Annotated in this window: 13 protein-coding genes and 2 pseudogenes; 8 read left to right on the top strand and 7 right to left on the bottom strand. The window is 63.7% G+C overall.

Annotation, left to right across the window (positions count from 1 at the left end; translation table 11 throughout):
* The first annotated feature begins 33 nt into the window (after positions 1–33).
* Complete coding sequence (locus ACHMW7_RS00740) at positions 34–798, top strand: ABC transporter permease (protein ID WP_395446534.1); 765 nt, start codon at positions 34–36, stop codon at positions 796–798.
* Between the two features lie 23 nt (positions 799–821).
* Positions 822–1,637 (top strand): ABC transporter ATP-binding protein, encoded by an 816-nt coding sequence (locus ACHMW7_RS00735; protein ID WP_395446533.1) that lies wholly within the window; start codon positions 822–824, stop codon positions 1,635–1,637.
* A gap of 112 nt (positions 1,638–1,749) precedes the next feature.
* Here the strand turns inward: ACHMW7_RS00735 and ACHMW7_RS00730 are convergent, their stop codons facing one another.
* The 3 genes from ACHMW7_RS00730 to ACHMW7_RS00720 are packed head-to-tail and all read right to left on the bottom strand — an operon-like array spanning position 1,750 to position 6,287.
* A complete protein-coding gene (locus tag ACHMW7_RS00730) occupies positions 1,750–2,658 on the bottom strand; it encodes a DMT family transporter (protein ID WP_395446532.1) in 909 nt (302 codons plus the stop codon).
* Entirely contained in the window at positions 2,642–5,047 is a 2,406-nt protein-coding gene (locus ACHMW7_RS00725; protein WP_395446531.1) for a PIG-L family deacetylase, read from the bottom strand. The genes ACHMW7_RS00730 and ACHMW7_RS00725 overlap by 17 nt, the downstream gene beginning before the upstream one ends.
* Positions 5,048–5,072: 25 nt before the next feature.
* Positions 5,073–6,287, bottom strand: coding sequence for an ROK family protein (locus tag ACHMW7_RS00720; protein WP_395446530.1), 1,215 nt, complete (start codon positions 6,285–6,287; stop codon positions 5,073–5,075).
* Between the two features lie 288 nt (positions 6,288–6,575).
* Between ACHMW7_RS00720 and ACHMW7_RS00715 the strand changes: the two genes are divergently transcribed.
* From ACHMW7_RS00715 to ACHMW7_RS00690, 6 genes and pseudogenes are all read left to right on the top strand, one after another.
* The gene (locus ACHMW7_RS00715) at positions 6,576–7,844 is read left to right on the top strand and encodes an extracellular solute-binding protein (RefSeq protein WP_395446529.1); all 1,269 of its coding nucleotides are present in this window, start codon (positions 6,576–6,578) and stop codon (positions 7,842–7,844) included.
* Between the two features lie 18 nt (positions 7,845–7,862).
* Positions 7,863–8,801 carry a carbohydrate ABC transporter permease gene (locus tag ACHMW7_RS00710; RefSeq protein ID WP_395446708.1) on the top strand — a complete coding sequence of 313 codons (939 nt, stop codon included), beginning with the start codon at positions 7,863–7,865 and terminating at the stop codon, positions 8,799–8,801.
* Positions 8,798–9,649 carry a carbohydrate ABC transporter permease gene (locus tag ACHMW7_RS00705; RefSeq protein ID WP_214390923.1) on the top strand — a complete coding sequence of 284 codons (852 nt, stop codon included), beginning with the start codon at positions 8,798–8,800 and terminating at the stop codon, positions 9,647–9,649. Before ACHMW7_RS00710 ends, ACHMW7_RS00705 begins: the two co-directional genes overlap by 4 nt.
* A gap of 3 nt (positions 9,650–9,652) precedes the next feature.
* On the top strand, positions 9,653–11,167 hold the full coding sequence (gene argH, locus ACHMW7_RS00700) for an argininosuccinate lyase (protein ID WP_395446528.1): 1,515 nt from the start codon (positions 9,653–9,655) through the stop codon (positions 11,165–11,167).
* Positions 11,167–12,203: pseudogene (locus tag ACHMW7_RS00695) on the top strand (ABC transporter ATP-binding protein). The gene argH and the pseudogene ACHMW7_RS00695 overlap by 1 nt, the downstream one beginning before the upstream one ends.
* Complete coding sequence (locus tag ACHMW7_RS00690; protein WP_395446527.1) at positions 12,200–13,114, top strand: carbohydrate kinase family protein; 915 nt, start codon at positions 12,200–12,202, stop codon at positions 13,112–13,114. The pseudogene ACHMW7_RS00695 and the gene ACHMW7_RS00690 overlap by 4 nt, the downstream one beginning before the upstream one ends.
* Positions 13,115–13,149: 35 nt before the next feature.
* Here ACHMW7_RS00690 and pcaF read toward each other — a convergent pair.
* The 4 genes and pseudogenes from pcaF to ACHMW7_RS00670 form a co-directional block, all read right to left on the bottom strand.
* Positions 13,150–14,353: pseudogene (gene pcaF / locus ACHMW7_RS00685) on the bottom strand (3-oxoadipyl-CoA thiolase).
* Entirely contained in the window at positions 14,350–16,329 is a 1,980-nt protein-coding gene (locus ACHMW7_RS00680) for a 3-hydroxyacyl-CoA dehydrogenase NAD-binding domain-containing protein (protein WP_395446526.1), read from the bottom strand. Before ACHMW7_RS00680 ends, pcaF begins: the two are co-directional and overlap by 4 nt.
* Before the next feature lie 6 nt (positions 16,330–16,335).
* A complete protein-coding gene (locus tag ACHMW7_RS00675; RefSeq protein WP_395446525.1) occupies positions 16,336–16,731 on the bottom strand; it encodes a RidA family protein in 396 nt (131 codons plus the stop codon).
* Positions 16,724–17,140, bottom strand: coding sequence for an acyl-CoA thioesterase (locus ACHMW7_RS00670; RefSeq protein WP_395446524.1), 417 nt, complete (start codon positions 17,138–17,140; stop codon positions 16,724–16,726). Before ACHMW7_RS00670 ends, ACHMW7_RS00675 begins: the two co-directional genes overlap by 8 nt.
* Positions 17,141–17,144 lie beyond the last annotated feature (4 nt).

The following is a 17,144-nucleotide window of genomic DNA, read 5'->3' as shown; positions in this document are numbered from 1 at the left end:
ACGGATGCCAACAACTGCTCTTCGGAGGCCTTTATGCCAGGCGTTAGTTCACGACTTGCCGCCTATGTCCAAGTCATCTCGTTTTTCGGTGCGTTTCTGCTCTTTTGGGAATATGGCGTCCGCTATTTCGAAGTAAAAAGCTACATTCTGCCTCCCATCTCGTCGATTGCCGTCGCGATCTGGGAATCCAAGGACCAGATTTTCGAGCATTCGATGTACACGCTCGGCGAAGTGCTGATCGGCTTCACCGCCGCCGTCATCATCGGCGTCCTGCTCGGCATGATCGTCTATGTCTCGCCCTTCGCCCAGCGCACCATCTATCCGCTGGTCACCGCCTTGCAGACGACGCCCAAGAGCGCGCTGGCGCCGCTGATGATCGTCTGGTTTGGCTACGGTTTCATCTCCAAGGTGGCGATGGCGTTCCTGTTCGCCTTCTTCCCGATCGTCGTGGCGACGCTCGGCGGTTTCGCCGGCACCTCGAAGAACCTCGAGGAGCACTTCCGTGCGCTGAACGCCGGGCCATGGCGGACCTTCACCACGCTGCGCCTGCCAAGCGCGCTGCCGAGCTTCATCGACGGTTGCCGTGTCGCCATGCCGCTCGCCATGATCGGCGCGATCATCGGCGAACTGGTCGGCTCCGATCGCGGCCTCGGCAACCTGATCATGCTGGGCACGGCGTCGTCGCGCACCGACTTGGTGTTTGGCTGCATCATTGTCATCACGCTGATCTCGCTGGTCCTGTACGCGCTGATCGAATTCGCGGCCAAGTCCGTCTGGTGGCGGGGTATCCAGGTATGAACGTTGCTTTTCGGGAGGAAGACATGTCGGCAACGGCGATGAAGCAAGTGGCCCATCCGGGCCAGGAACGGCCGGTCGCTGACGCTGCAGCCATTCACATCGAAGCCAAGGGCCTGAACAAGGCATTCGGCAAGGTCAAGGCGCTCGAAGACATCAACTTCGGCATCAGGAACCAGGAGTTCGTTTCGGTCCTCGGGCCAAGCGGTTGCGGCAAGAGCACGCTGTTGCGTATCGTTGCCGGCCTGATCCCCTATGAGTCTGGCATCGCCACCATCAAGGGCGAGAAGGTGCTTACGCCACGGCCAGACATCGGTGTTGTGTTCCAGACCAACAACATGCTGCCGTGGCTGACCGTGCGCGGCAATGTCGAACTCGGCGCACGCATCCGCAACATGCCCGCGGCAGCACGCGACGCGGCCGTCGACAAGATTCTCGACGTGATGTCGCTGACCAAGTTCGCCGATGCCCATCCGCATCAGCTGTCGGGCGGTATGCGCCAGCGCGCCTCGATCGGGCAGGCGCTGGTTCTCGATCCGCCGATCCTGCTGATGGACGAGCCGTTCGGCGCGCTCGATGCGCTGACCCGCGACAAGCTCAATGTCGAGCTGCTGCGCATCTGGCAGGAGCACCGCAAGACGGTGATGCTGATCACCCACAGCATCGCCGAAGCGGTGTTCCTGTCCGACCGGGTGCTGGTCATGGCCGACCGGCCCGGCAAGATCATCGAGGAAGTGGTGATCGACCTGCCGCGTCCGCGCAACGCCGCAGCAACACGTGCAATGCCGAAATTCGGCGAATATGTCGCCTATCTCGGCAAGGTGATGGGCGTCACGAGCTGATCTCACCCGAGCCCGGCAACCGGGTCCATTGCGCATCACGATGGGCCGGCAATCCAGGAGCCTTGGCGACTTGCCGGCTTATGGCGGTCACGCTGCACAAAAGGGGGCGCCGCTACTTCCTTCTCGCGCGGCGCTCCAGATAGGCAGTCGTCTGCAAGGCGGCGAGAATGACGACCGCACCGATGACGATGCGCTGGTCGGGCACTTCGTCGAAGAAGACATAGCCGGCGGCTGTCGTTACCACGATCGAGAGATAGCCGATGGGGGCGAGCACGCTGGCGTCGGCGAGGCGATAGGCGCGCAAGAAGCAATATTGCCCGGCCTGCGCCAGAAGCCCGATGCCGAGCAGTGGCACCCAGTCGAACATGTTGACCGGCTGCCAGACAATGATGGCGGGAACGGCTGTGATGACCGCGAGGCCGACGGTGTAAAACACCATCATCACAGTGGTGTTTTCGTCACGCAGCATACGCGTCTGGATGATGGCGAGCGAGCCGAACACGACTGTGGCGAACACGGCGAGCAGGCCGAGATTCCAGTCGACGCCGCCGGGCGCCAGCATCAGAAGCACACCGGCAAAGGCGAATGTTGCACCCACCCAGCGCAGCCGCGACACCGTTTCGCCGAGGAAGGCCACCGCCATGGCCATGGTGACAAGCGGACGCGAAAAGCTCAGCGCATTGACCACCGCCAGCGGCAGTAGCGTGTAGGCCATGAACTGGCTGGTCAGCGCAATCGCGTTGCAGCTGATGCGCGAGACGTTCTGCCAGGGATGCCTGGTGTGGCGGATGTGGTGACGATGGCGCCAGATCAACGGCAGGATGAACAGCAGGCCGATCATCGCCCTGATGAAGACGAGCTGGAAAGCCGGATAGACAAGGCCTTGCGCCTTGACGAGTGCCGTCATGCCGCCGGAGACCAGCAGCATGTCTGCGAGCACCCAGACGATGCCCTCGCGGTTGGCCTTGTGACGCTCGTCTCCCGCCTCGGGCGTCACTGTGCTGTCAGGCTGGCTGGACAAGATTTGCCATCAGGCGGAATGCTCCCGGCACAAGCTTGTCCATCTGGTGATGCAGGACGAGGCCGGTGTGGGTATGGCGGCCCTTGCCGATCTGGGCCGACAGTAGTGCGCCCATCAGCGGCTGTTCGTTGGCGTCATGCATGGCAAGCAGAGGCTGGTAGACCTCGTCCCAGCGCGCGGCGTAATAGAGCCCGCGCTCCTTGTTCCAGCCGGACCAGTCCTGCGGGCCGATATTGTTTGGCCCCCTGAGCAGGACGTGGTCCGGCGCCAGCACCGTGACCTCGGCGTTCGGATCCGTTACGCGCCAGCGTAAAGACGGCGAGCCAATCTCGAGTTTCCTCGGCGGCGTCGCTAGTGGATCCCAACCGTCGGTCGGGCGGTGGTAAAGGGTGACAAGGTGGCCACCATTTTCGACGAAGCGGTGCAGCTTCTCGGTCGCGGCAGCCAGATCCTTGCGGATGCCGAAGGCAAAGATGCCAACGACGATGGTGGTGTATTGGCTGAGGTCACCGGCGAGCGCCTTGGCGTCGAGTTCGGTGACGTCGAGCCCCATGCGCGACAGCCACATGCCGACGCGGTCAGCACCTGCGCCGACGTAACCGACGCGCGCGCCTTGCGGCAGCTTAAGGTCGAGCGTGAGCACACGCAGCGTTTCCGGCTGGCGATGGGTGACGCGGCCGATATGTGGATATGCAATCGGGGTCAGCCGCAATGCCGGCCTGCCGGCGACCAGCGGGGTGATTGTGGCAAGTCCGGCGACACGTGTTTCGGGTGCGCGGATGACCTGGCCACCTTCCGCCTGGGTCAGCGACCAGCCGTCTTCCATGTTGAGCGAGACGGGTTCGTCCTTGCCTGCGACCACTGGCTTGACCGGCCATTCGCGCCTGGTGCAGTCGAGCGGCACGATCAGCGCTTCGGGCTCCATCATGACCGAGCTTGCCGGCAGCACGGCAAATGGCTCCTCGAGGTCATAGGTGGCGCGGGCGGTGTGATCGCCGAACTTCGCCGAGATGACGACATGCGCGTCGCCATTGCCGCCGAGAGCCGACCATGACGGCGGATAGAGTTTCGTGTAGGCGGCGTCGGCTGCGGCTGCAACTTTCAGGCTGCGTCGGCGTCCGGTGCTGGTTTCCGCCTTGGCCGAAACGGCATTGGGCAGGACAGCTTCGATCTCGACAGAACGACTGTCGCCGGCGGGGGCCAGATCGACGGTGAGTTCAGCCGTTTCGCCCGGCGACACTGTCGATGGCGACAGCGTCGCGCGGTCGAAGAGGCCGGCGGCCTCGATCAAGGCGGCGTCGATCTCGCGTGCCTTGCGGTCGAGGCGGTGGCGATGGCGTTCGAGGAACTCGGGCGAGGCATTGTTGCGGGCAGCGGTAAGCTGGGTAGCCGCTTCGGTGAGGGCTGCAATGATCGCATCGGCGTGTGGGAAGGCTGCGATTGCCTTGTCGACGGCCAAACCAGCGGCCTTCAGTGCCTGCGCGGCTTCATAGGAGAGGTCTCTCGACGCTGCGAGATCGCCGAGGGTCGCCGGCAAGGCGTCGAGTACCGATGTCTCCGCCTTCGCTCCGTTTGCAGCTAGCAGAAGGTGCAGCGGCCAACGTGTCTCGGGCACATCGGGCCAATGGCCCATGCCTTGCGAGGCGTGATAGTAGCGTGACCATTCGCCGATGCGGTCATATTCCACGCCGGTCGCCGGATCGCGGCCGGGCGCGTCGACGACAACCGTCGCATCCGGAGGCGGCACTTCGTCGTCATAGGTGTCGCCGCCGCCCGACCATGCCGGCAGATAATACTTCGCCACCTGCCAGGGGCTCATGCCTTCCTTGAAATGTTCGGGGAAAGCCTGCGGGTCGGCGGCAAGCCTTATCGCCTTTTCGGCGGCGCGAGTCATGGCGCGGTGATGGCCATGCTGGCCGGGCACGTCGAGGAAGGTCGGGATGACGATGTCGGGTCGTTCGCTGCGGTAGGCGCGCACCAGCCGCTCGACCGTGCGCATTTCGCCCCAGCGGCTGAAGGTCTGGTCGCCGTCCTTGGAGAAGCCGAAATCATGCACGTCGTCGTCGGGGCCATGGCCGAGCCAGACGACGTCGGCATCGAGTTCGCGCGCGGCCTCTTCCATCTCGCGCGTGCGCATCATGCCGAGCACGCCAAGGCGCTCCGGCCCGAGCGAATTCTGGCCGCCTTCGCCGCGCGTCGAGCAAGCAACGATGACGCGCATGCCGAGGCCCAGACGGAACCAGGCGAGCATGCCGCTCTGCTCGTCGTCGGGATGTGCGCCGGTGTTCATCATGGTGACGGTGGACTTCAGACGGCTGAGGGCCCGGTGAAGCCTGACAAGCGACGGGCTGGCCTTTTGTCGATCAATACGTTCGCGGGCGCGCAGCATTCAGGTCCTCCGGTATTTCAGTCTGCTATTCGGTATGCGAGGTGGCGGCTGTTTCGAGCTTGGGGGTGACCACCTCGAACAGCGGCAGCGCGGCGGCACCGAGTGCTGCCGTGTATTGCCCGGTCTGGCCACGCATGACGCGGGGCAGGGCGCGGGTTCGCCGGCTGGCGACCGAGATCGGCAGCGGTCCCATCCGTTCGATCAGCTCGTCGATGATCGCGTCGGGCAGCATGCCGCCAAGGATCACCGTTTCGGGGTCGAGGATGTTTTCGATCATCGCGATCATCGGCGCGAGATAGGTCGCTGTCTCGTCCATCCATTCCAGCAGCACCGGATGGCGCTTGGCATGGAGGTCCGCGAAGTCGGCGAAATCGCAGTCGGGGATACCGGCATCGCAAAGCTTTTCGCGCAGCGCATGGACCGAGGCGTAGCGCTCGAGGCATCCGTGCTGGCCGCATGGGCAGGCCCGGCCGCGCGGAACGACGACGACGTGGCCGATTTCACCGGCATTGCCGAAAGCGCCACGGAACGGCGCGCCGTCCTGGATCATGCCAAGGCCGAGGCCGGCACCGAAGTAGACCATGCAGAAACTGGAGATGGTGTGGCCCGCGCCGAAGAAGCGTTCGCCGACAGCCGCGGCATTGGCATCGTTTTCCACCGTCACCGGCTCGCCGCAGGCCTCGCTGAGCAGGCTCGCCGCATCGATGTTGGCCCAGCCAGGCAGCGTCGTCGGGCCGACAGAAGTCATGCCTTCGATCTCGAACGGGCCGGGCATGACCACGCCGATGCCGAGCAGCCGCGACTTGAAAGTCGACCTGACCGTGTCGAGCTCGGCGCGCAGGTGGGCGATGACCTGGCTCGGGCTGGTGTCGCTGACCGGCGTGATTCGTTTGGAGCGCGGCTGGCCCGACAGGTCGAGCACGGTCGCCACCATGTGGTCGGAAGCCATCTCGATGCCCATGGTCATGGCACCATCGGGGTTGACGGCGAACTGGATCGGCGGTTGGCCCCGGCCGGAACGCAGGCGCCCCGTTTCCATCAACAGGTTTTCGCTGACCAGCTCATCGACGATGTTGGCGATGGCTTGCGCGGTCAGATGTGTCAGCCGGGCGATATGCATGCGCCCCAGGGCGCCGTTTCGGCGCACGACGTCGAGCACCACGCGACGGTTATGGTCGCGGCTGCGCTCGGGATTGTTACCCAAAGTGACCTGATGTGTGCTGCCCGGCTGAAACGCCATTTCGCTCATCCTGACCTCAGTTGCAAAATTGATAACGCGGAAGGCCCGAACCCCGCAACAGATTAATTCAAGTAAATTATCTTATTGACAAACGGCGTGCGGCAGGAAAGCGTATAGGCAGTGTGCGGGGAGGATCCGCAGCTTTGCTGGTGCCGGTTTTTGGCGGGCGTGATCCGCTCGCGTCCGACGGCATCTAAGTTACGTGACGGCCCGGGCCTCGTCTGCATGCGAGGCTGCGGTCCAAGGGGATAATCACCGCCCGTATCCCGGATTTTCCGGCGGGCGCAGATGGAGGTTTACATGCGCAGAGCAACCCTGTTTGCCGGACTGATCGCAGGATTCAGCACGCTGGCACTCAACGCGGCCCAGGCCGTCGAGATCGAATATTGGCAGTATGTCTTCGATTCACGCGTCAAGGCGATGGACCAGCTGATCGAAAATTTCGAGAAGGCCAATCCAGACATCACCGTCAAGCAGACCACCTTCCCCTACGCCGACTACCAGACGCGCGTCATCGCCGCGAAGATGGGCGGTCAGGGTCCTGACGTGATGCAGCTGTTCTATGGCTGGCTCGACAAGTTCGTTGCCGGTGGCCTGCTGCAGCCGCTGCCGACGGATGCGTTCCCGCACGACAAGATCGAAAGCGAATTCTTCCCGATCGTCAGCGCCATGAAGCGCGGCGAGGATTATTACGGCCTGCCGACCGCGGTGCGTTCACTGGCGCTGTTCTACAACAAGAAGCTGTTCACCGAAGCTGGTCTCGACCCGGCTAACCCGCCGAAGACGCTCGACGAGTTCGTCGCTGCTGCCGAGAAGGCGACCAAGCGCGACGCTGCCGGCAACCTGATCGTCGCTGGCTCGACCCTCGACATGGCCGGCCAGGACCACCAGTGGTGGCGTGAAGTGCTGGTCCGCCAGTTCGGCGGCCAGCCCTACACCGACGGTGATCGCAAGGTGGCCTACAACACCGAAGCAGGTGAAAAGGCGCTGAAGTTCTACACCGACCTGCAGACCGAAAAGAAGATCGGCCAGGCCGGCTTCATGGACGAAGGCCAGGCGGCATTCCGTGCCGGCATGGCGGCAATGACCATCGACGGCACCTTCCGTCTCGGCGCGTTCAAGTCGATCGAGGGCTTCGAATGGGGCGTGACCGAACTGCCGGCCAATGCCGACGGCACCCGCTCGAACTATGCCAGCTACTTCGCCAACGGCATCTCGGCGACCACAAGCGGTGAAAAGCTCGAGGCCTCGAAGAAGTTCCTGGCCTACATCTCCTCGCCCGAGGCCATGGACGTCTGGCTGAAGACGGTCGGCGAGCTGCCGGCGCGTCGCACCGCGGCGATGACGGAGGCCAACCTTGCGGACCCGATCTACGGTCCGTTCCTCAAGGGTCTCGAATACGCCCGCACCACCATGTTCGTTGATGAGGCAGCCCAGCGCCAGACCACCATCGACATGGCCAACCGCGTGCTGCTCGAAGGCCAGTCGGTGAAGGATTCGCTCGCACAGGCCGCAGCGGCCGAGCAGGCGATCATCGACGCCGCAGCCCCCAAGTAAGGCGAAGGCTTGATGTCTGTGACAGCGGATCAACAGGGGGCGGCGCTGAGCCGCCCCGGCGGGACTTTCTGGGACCGCCGTTCCATGCGGACGAAGCGGCTGGTGTGGGTGTGGAGTTTCCTCGCTCTGCCGATCCTGTTCTATTCGGTGATCCGCTTTTACCCGACAATCGAAGCCTTCTGGCTTTCCCTGACAAACTGGGACCTTTTGAAGCCGCCGCAGTTCATCGGCCTGGCCAACTACGAAAAGCTGTTCGCCGACCCGCAATTCTGGAAGGTGTTCAAGAACACCTTCGCCTATCTGCTCGTCGGTACGCCGATCAGCCTGTTGTTGTCGTTCGTCATCGCCTATCATCTCGACCGCGTGCGTTTCATGCACGGGTTGATCCGCGGCCTGTATTTCCTGCCCTATTTGACCACGGCCGCCGCCATGGCCTGGGTGTGGCGCTGGTTCTATCAGCCGGCACCGATCGGCGTGATCAACAATGCGCTCGGCACGATCGGCATCCCGCAACAGCCCTTCATCCGCTCGGTCGACCAGGCTTTGCCGTCGATCATGCTGACGGCGATCTGGGCTGGCCTTGGCTTCCAGATCATCATTTTCATGGCCGGTCTGCGCTCGATCCCCAACACCTTCTATGAGGCGGCGCGCATCGACGGCCTCGGCGAATGGGCGATCCTGCGCAAGATCACGTTGCCGCTGCTCAAGCCAACGACCGTGTTCCTTGTCGTGTTCTCGTCGATCGGCTTCCTGCGCATCTTCGACCAGGTCTACAACATGACCACCAACGATCCGGGCGGCCCGCTCGGTTCGACCAAGCCGCTGGTGCTGATGATCTACCAGACGGCGTTTTCGTCCTACGCGATGGGATATGCGGCGGCACAGACGGTCGTGCTGTTCACCATCTTGTTGTTCGTGTCGCTGTTGCAGCTCTGGATCCTGAGGGAAAAGAAATGAGTGCCGTCACCCAAACGCCGGCGCTTTCCCACGCCAATCTTCGGCCTGGTCGCATCCTCACCTGGACGCTGCTGTTCATCGGCGGCTTGATCATGGTGACGCCGCTGGCCTTCATGTTCTCGACGTCGTTCAAGACAGCTGGCCAGGTCTATGACCTCAGGCTCATTCCGGCAGCACCGACGCTCGCCAACTACATCGCCATCCTCGCCGACGGGCGCTTCATGCGCTGGTTCTTCAACTCGATGTTCGTGGCGGTGATGGTGACGTTGTCGAACGTGTTCTTCGACAGCCTTGTCGGCTACACGCTGGCCAAATTCGAGTTCCGCGGCCGCTATTTCATTTTCCTGGCCATTCTGTCGACGCTGATGATCCCGACCGAGATGCTGGTCATTCCGTGGTACCTGATGTCGAGCAAGCTCGGCTGGCTGGACAGCTACTGGGGCATCATGTTCCCCGGCATGATGACAGCCTTCGGCACCTTCTTGATGAAGCAGTTCTTCGAAGGCGTGCCCAACGATTTCCTCGAAGCCGCGCGCGTCGATGGCCTGAACGAGTTCCAGATCTTCTGGAAGGTGGCGATGCCGCTGGTCACGCCGGCCCTGTCCGCGCTCGCCATCTTCACCTTCCTCGGTAACTGGACGGCATTCTTCTGGCCGCTGATCGTGACCACCAGCCGCGAACTCTACACGCTGCCGGTGGGGCTATCGAGCTTCGCGGTGGAACAGTCCATCCAGTGGGAAATGATCATGACCGGTGCGGCGATCGCCACGCTGCCGACCCTGATCGTCTTCATCATCCTGCAGCGCTACATCGTCCGCGGCGTCATGCTGGCAGGGCTCAAAGGATAAGACATGCCTGAACTGAACCCCAAGCTCGCCGACAGATCGGTCTTCCCCGATCCCGTCTACAAAGAAACGGTGCTGAAGCCGCTGTTCGATGGCGCCAAGACCCACCATGTCGACGGCTTCCGCGCCATCGACCGGGCACATCTGGTGATGCTGACCGAGACCGGCATTCTCGACGCCAAGCAGGCGTCGGCGATCGCCGGGGCATTGGAAGCCATCGACCGGGAGGTTGATCCGTCCACGCTCGTCTATACCGGCGAGGTCGAGGACTTCTTCTTTCTCATCGAAAAGGAACTGAAGGCCCGCCTCGGCGCCGACGTGGCCGGGCGCCTGCACACCTCGCGCTCACGCAACGACATCGACCACACGCTGTTCAAGCTCGGCCTTAAGCAGCGTATCGACGCGCTGATGGTCAAGGCGCGGCATCTGCTGGGCGCCATGATCGACGCGGCCGAGCGGGAAAAGGCGACGCTGATCGTTGCCTACACCCACGGCCAGCCGGCGCAGCCTTCGACCTTCGGGCACTATCTGGCAGCGGCGATCGAGGTGCTGATCCGCGACATCGAGCGTTTCGAAGAGGCGCGGAAAATCGTCGACCTGTCGCCGATGGGCGCCGCCGCCATCACCACCTCGGGCTTCCCGATCGACCGCCAGCGCGTCGCCGACCTGCTCGGCTTTGCCGCGCCCTTGCGCAATTCCTACAGCTGCATCGCAGCGTCGGACTACATCACCTCGACCTATTCGGCGATCGAACTGATGTTCCTGCATCTCGGCCGCCTGATCCAGGATTTCCAGTTCTGGACGAGCTTCGAGGTCGGCCAGGTCTATGTGCCGAACGCCTTCGTGCAGATCTCGTCGATCATGCCGCAGAAGCGCAACCCGGTGCCGATCGAGCATATGCGCCTTTTGGCCAGCCAGACGATGGGCCGCGCCCGCACGGTGCTTGGGGTCATCCACAACACGCCATTCACCGACATGAACGACAGCGAGGGCGAAACCCAGTCGATGGGCTACGAGGCCTTCACCGCTGCTTCCCGCATGCTCGACCTGCTCGCAGCTTTTGTCAGTGCGATCCGCATCGATCCGGAGCGCGTGGCCGACAACATCCGCCGCTCCTGCATCACCATCACCGAACTTGCCGACTCGCTGGTCCGCGTCGAAGGCCTGTCCTTCCGCGAAGCGCATGAAATCGCAGCGACTGTCGCCAAGGCCGTGGTTGCGGCAGGCGGTGGGCTTGCCCAGGACGGCTACGGCCCGTTCCTCGAAGCCTTCAAGCATTCGACCGGACGCGAACCGAACTTTGGCCGCGACAAGTTTGAAGAGATCGTTTCTGCAGAACATTTCGTTGCCGTGCGCGACCGCTTCGGTGGCCCGGCCCCGGCTGCTATGGCCGAGGCGATTGGCGTCTACAGGGACAAGGCTGCGTCCTTCGAAGCAAAAGCAAAAAACAATGCCGAGCGCGAGGCGAAAGCCGCAAAAGAACTCGGCGAGAAATTCAAGACACTGGTAGGGGCGCTCTGATGGCGACGATCGAACTTGAAAAGCTGGTCAAGCGCTACGGCAAGGTAGACGTCGTCCAGGGCATCGACCTTGAAATCGCCGACGGCGAATTCGTCGTCTTCGTCGGACCTTCGGGCTGCGGCAAGTCGACGACTTTGCGCATGATCGCCGGCCTCGAAGACATCTCCGGCGGCACGCTGAAGATCGGCGGCGAGGTGGTCAACGAGCGTGACCCCAAGCAGCGCAACATCGCCATGGTGTTCCAGAACTATGCCATCTATCCGCACCTCACCGTGCGCCAGAACATCGGCTTCGGGCTCTACACCTCGAAGCTGTCGAAGGCGGAGAAGGACAAGCGGATCGAGGAAGCAGGTCGCATCCTCGGCCTCGAAAATATCTCGACCGGCGCCCGGCGGCTTTGTCGGGCGGCCAGCGCCAGCGCGTCGCCATCGGTCGCGCCATGGTGCGCAACCCCTCGGCCTTCCTGTTCGACGAGCCCTTGTCCAACCTCGATGCCCAACTGCGCGCCCAGATGCGCATCGAGATCAAGCGTCTGCACCAGAAGCTCAAGACGACGACCGTCTACGTCACCCACGACCAGGTCGAGGCGATGACCATGGCCGACCGCATCGTCGTCATGAAGGATGGCCGCATCCTGCAGGTGGGCACGCCGACCGACCTCTACGAAAATCCGGTCGATGTCTTCACCGCGCGCTTCATCGGCAGCCCGTCGATGAACCTGGTGCCGGGCCGCAAGAACGGCAAGGGCATCGAGCCTGCTGCCGGCGGCGACATCCTGATCGGCGTGCGTCCGCATGAACTGACGGCGGCCATCGAAAAAGCCGAAGGCGGGCTGGAGCTCACCGGCACGGTGACGGCGGTCGAACCGCTCGGACCCGAAACGCTGGTGCATCTCGATGTCGACGGCAGTGCCGTCATTGCCACCGCGCCAAGCAAGTTCATTCCTGCGACGGGCAGCACGCTGACCTGCCGCGCGGCACCTGGCAGCCTCTACCTCTTCGACGCCAAGACCGAGAAGAGCCTGGGCCGGCAATGACTTCGGGAAATGCCAAGCGTCCGGCGGTGCTCAGCATCGGGCGGATTTACTGCGACCTCATTTTCACCGGCCTGGCGTCGCTGCCTGAGCCGGGGCGTGAGGTGTTTGCGCAGGACATGAAGATGGCCGCCGGTGGCGGTGCGTTCATCGCGGCGGCCCACATGGCACATGCCGGCCGTCAGGTGGCGCTGGTGGCGCGCCTTGGCAGCGACTCCTTGTCGACCGGCATCGAGGCCGAACTCGGCGCAAGCAATGTCGACCTGCGCTTCGTCGAGCATTCGCCCGGTGCGGGACCCCAGGTCACCGTCGCCTCGGTGATTGGCAACGACCGGGCGTTCCTGTCGCGACGCGCCGGTACTGCCCTTCCGGCAACGCTCGATGCCGCGCTCGACTGGAGCGATGCCGGCCATCTGCACATTGCCGAATACGCGACGCTGCACGAGATCCCCGATCTGGTGACCCGGGCCAAGGCGAAGGGGCTGACCGTTTCGCTTGATCCGAGCTGGGACGAGACACTGATCTACGAGGCCGAGCTGCTTGAGCGCTGTGCTGGGGTCGACCTCTTCCTACCCAACATGGAAGAGGCAACGGCGATCACCCGCGAGAACGATCCGATTGCCGCGATCGAGATGCTGGCCAGCGCCTTCCCTGTCGTTGCCCTGAAAGCAGGTGGTGAAGGCGCCTGGCTGAAGGCCAATGGGCAACTGCTGCACCGGCGCGCGGAAGAAGTTCCGGTCGTCGACACGACGGGTGCCGGCGACGCCTTCAATGCCGGCTTCATCGATGCCTGGCTTTCCGGTCAGTCCGAGGATGCCTGCCTTGCCGCCGGCATCACTTTTGGCAGCCTCGCCGTCCAGGCGGCAGGAGGTTCGGCGATCCTGCGCCAGCCGCTACGTCGGGCGGCGGGCTGACAATGCCAAGATCAGCGTAGCGAGACGCGATTTCGCTACGGCCGGCTGATCAGAAGCGAAATGCCCTGGCCGACACCGATGCACATGGTGGCGAGCGCGCGTTTTGCGCCTTGCTGATCGAGTTCCAGTGCCGCCGTCAGCGCCATGCGTGCACCCGACATGCCGAGCGGATGGCCGAGCGCGATCGCCCCGCCATTCGGATTGACATGGCTTGCGTCGTCGGCAAGCCCAAGCTGACGCATGCAGGCCAGCGACTGGGCGGCGAAGGCCTCGTTGAGCTCGACGATGTCGATGTCGGCGATGACAAGGCCAGCGCGTTCCAGAAGCTTGCGCGTCGAGGCGACCGGGCCGATACCCATGATGCGCGGGGCGACTCCAGAGGTGGCCATGCCGTCGACCTTGGCAAGCGGCTTGAGGCTGTAGCGCTCGACCGCACGCGCCGATGCGATGATCACAGCCGCGGCCCCGTCGTTGACGCCGGACGCGTTGCCGGCGGTGACCGTGCCGCCAGCGCGGAACGGGGTTGCCAAGCTGGCGAGTTTTTCGATGGTCGTTTCGCGCGGATGTTCGTCATGCTCGACCACAGTCGCCTCGCCCTTGCGGCCTTTGATCGTGACGGCGGCGATTTCGCTGGCAAACCGGCCGCTCTTCTGAGCGGCTGCGGCGCGCGCCTGGCTGCGCAAGGCAAAACGGTCCTGATCGTCGCGCGAAATGGAAAATTCCGCCGCGACGTTTTCGGCCGTCTCCGGCATGGAGTCGATACCGTATTGTCTTTCCATCAGCGGATTGACGAAAACGCCAGCCGATGGTGGTGTCGAAAATCTCGGCGCTGCGCTGGAAGGCGCTTGTCGCTTTCGGCATGACGAAGGGCGCCCGCGACATGCTTTCGACGCCACCGGCGATGATGATGTCGGCCTCTGCAAGCTTGATGGCGCGCGCGGCATAACCGACCGCGTCGAGGCCGGAGCCGCAGAGACGGTTGATCGTCGTTCCAGCCACCGTCTCCGGCAGGCCCGCAAGCAGGGCGGCCATGCGGGCGACATTGCGGTTGTCCTCGCCGGCCTGGTTGGCGCAGCCGAGCACGACCTCGTCGATCTGGTCAGCGGGAATGCCAGGCAGCCGCGCCAGCGCCTCGCGGATGGCATGGGCGGCAAGGTCGTCGGGGCGCACGGATGCCAGTGCACCGGCATACCGGCCGATCGGGGTGCGGACGCCGCCGACGATATAGGCTTCGCTCATGGTCTCGCGTCCTCATGTGTTGCGGCGGCGAACATCGGCCCGCCCTTGTGGGCCGGGAAGCCGTAGCCGTTGATCATGACAAGATCGATGTCGCTCGAACGCGCAGCGATACCTTCCGCGAGCAAGCCAGCACCCTCGTCGGCCATCGCCTTGAGCAGGCGCGCGATGATCTCGTCAGAGGTGTAGTTGCGTGGCGTGATGTTCTTGGCCACACGCGCGGCCTCGACCAGTGCAGTCACCTCGGGGTCGACAGCACGATCGCCGCTGGAATAGTCGTACCAACCGCGTCCGCTCTTGCGGCCGAAACGGCCGGCTTCGCATAGCCTGTCTGCGATTTCGACATAACGTGCCTGGGGATCACGGGTCGCTGCCTGGCGCTTGCGCCGTGCCCAGGCAATCTCGAGGCCCGCCATGTCGTAGACAGCGAAGATGCCCATCGGAAAGCCGTAGGCTTCGAGCGCAGCGTCGATCTCATGCGGCGCAGCACCATCCTCGACCATGAATTCGGCCTCGCGGCGATAGGCCGAAAAGATACGGTTGCCGATGAAACCTTCGGTGACACCGCAAACGACCGGCAGCTTGCCGAGTCGCCTGGCGAAGGCGAGGGCGCTGGCGAGCACGTCAGGTGCTGTCGCCTTGCAGTCGACGACCTCGACGAGGCGCATGATGTTGGCCGGCGAAAAGAAATGCAGGCCGACGACGCGTTCGGGATGCGTGGTCGCGGCGGCGATTTCGTCGGGGTTCAGGTAGCTGGTGTTGGTGGCAAGGATGGTATCCTGCCTGATGATGCTGTCGAGGCGCTGGAACAGTTCTGTCTTGACGGTGAGATCGTCGAAGACGGCCTCGATGACGAGGTCGGCCGCGGCGAGTTCGCCGGCACTGGCGGTCACTTCAAGCCGGGTCAGGCATTCGTCGCGAACCGTTGCTGCAAGACGCCCAGATAGAACCGACTTGTCGAGGATGCCTGCTATGCGCTCGCGGCCTTTTTCGGCAGCTTCCGCCGTTTGCTCGATGCCAATGACGCGATAGCCTGAAGTAAGTGCTGCAACGGCGATGCCCACACCCATCAGGCCGGTGCCGACGATGCCGACGGTCTCGATCTTGCGCGGCGTGACCTTGTCGAGCTTGTCGACCTTGCCGGCCGAGCGCTCGGCGAAGAACACATGGCGCAGGGCCGCAGACTCTGCGGAATCGCGTAGCCGCAAGAAGGTGGCGCGCTCGTCGGCGAGGCCATGCTTCAGGCCGATATCAGCGGCCGCCTTGACGAGGCGGACGGCCTCGGTGGGTGCTACCTGGCCACGCGCCTTGGACAGAACTTTCTTCGCTGCGGCCTCGACGGCCGCCGGTTCGGCGGTGGAAACTTCCAACATGCCGGTGCGGCGCAGCGGCTCGCCGGCGAGATCGTGGACAAGGCTGAGCGCTGCGTCGAGATGATCTTTGGCAACGCCATCGACGAGGCCAAGCGAGAGCGCCTCGGTCGCCTTTGCTGTACGGCCACTGCCGATCAGGTCAATCGCGGCGACCGTGCCAATCAGGCGTGGCAGGCGCTGGGTGCCGCCGGCACCTGGCACGATGCCAAGCTTGACCTCGGGCATGCCGAGGCTCGCCTTGTCGCTGGCGATGCGGCCATGGCAGGCGAGCGCGATCTCGCAGCCGCCACCGAGTGCTGCGCCATTGACTGCAGCGACCACCGGCTTGCCGTAGCCTTCGATGCGCTCGATCACTGCGGGAAGTGTTGGCTCGACCGGGGGCTTGCCGAACTCCTTGATGTCGGCGCCACCGACAAAAGTTCGGCCAGCGCCGGTGATCACGACGCCGACGACCATGCTAAGTGCTGCAGCATGGTCGAGTGCCTTGACCAACCCCTGGCGGACATGCGCCGAGACCGCATTGACCGGCGGATTGTCGATGGTGACGACAAGCACGCCGTCGCTCAAGCTGCCCGTAACGCTCTCGGAAAACCGCGTCGCGCTCATGTGGCCTTACTCGGGAATGACTGCGGTGGCCTGGATTTCGATCTTGGCGCGGTCTTCGACCAGCGCCACGACCTGCATGGCGGCCATGGCCGGGAAGTGCCGGCCGATGACGTCACGATAGGCCTGTCCGAGGCCGCGCAGGTTTTCGGTGTATTCCTTCTTGTCGGTGAAGTACCAGGTCATCGAGGTGATGTGATGCGGCTCGGCGCCGCCGGCGCGCAGCACGGAAACGACGTTCTCCAGCGTCTGGCGGACCTGGCCAACGAAGTCGTCGGTCTCGAATTCGCAATTGCCGTTCCAGCCGATCTGGCCGCCGACAAAGACCATGCGACCGCTGGCAGCGACGCCGTTTGAGTAGCCGATCGGCCTCGCCCATCCCTCGGGCTGCAGGATTTCATGCATCTGATGTCTCCAGGCGTTTTTCGAGCGCGGCACGGATGTCGTCCGGCCAGGCGAGCGATTTGTGGGTGTCGAGCGATGTAGCAACGACCCTGTGGCGAGCGCTCCAGAGCAGGGTGCCGGCCGCAGAAATTGTGTGCTCCAGGTCCAGCGACGAGCGACCGACCCGGCGCACCGAAAGCGCGAAATCGAGCGTGTCGCCGTGGAAGCCGGGATGGACGAAAGTGAGGTCGAGGCTGACAGTCGGCGTGCCGATGCGGCGCTCGGCGATCAGCTCTTGCCACGGCGCGCCAACCGAGCCGAAAAACTCCTCCAGCACACCCACCAGGATGTTCAGGTAGGCGGGGAAATAGGCAATACCGGAGGGGTCGCAGTCCCCGAAACGCAGCGGCCGGCTGGTGCGGAAGGTCACGACA

This window comes from Aminobacter sp. UC22_36 (assembly GCF_044056035.1).
In the GTDB taxonomy this organism is placed as follows: Bacteria; Pseudomonadota; Alphaproteobacteria; order Rhizobiales; family Rhizobiaceae; genus Aminobacter.
The sequence above is the reverse complement of the archived record's forward strand: the minus strand, read 5'-3'. Positions and strand labels throughout refer to the sequence as shown.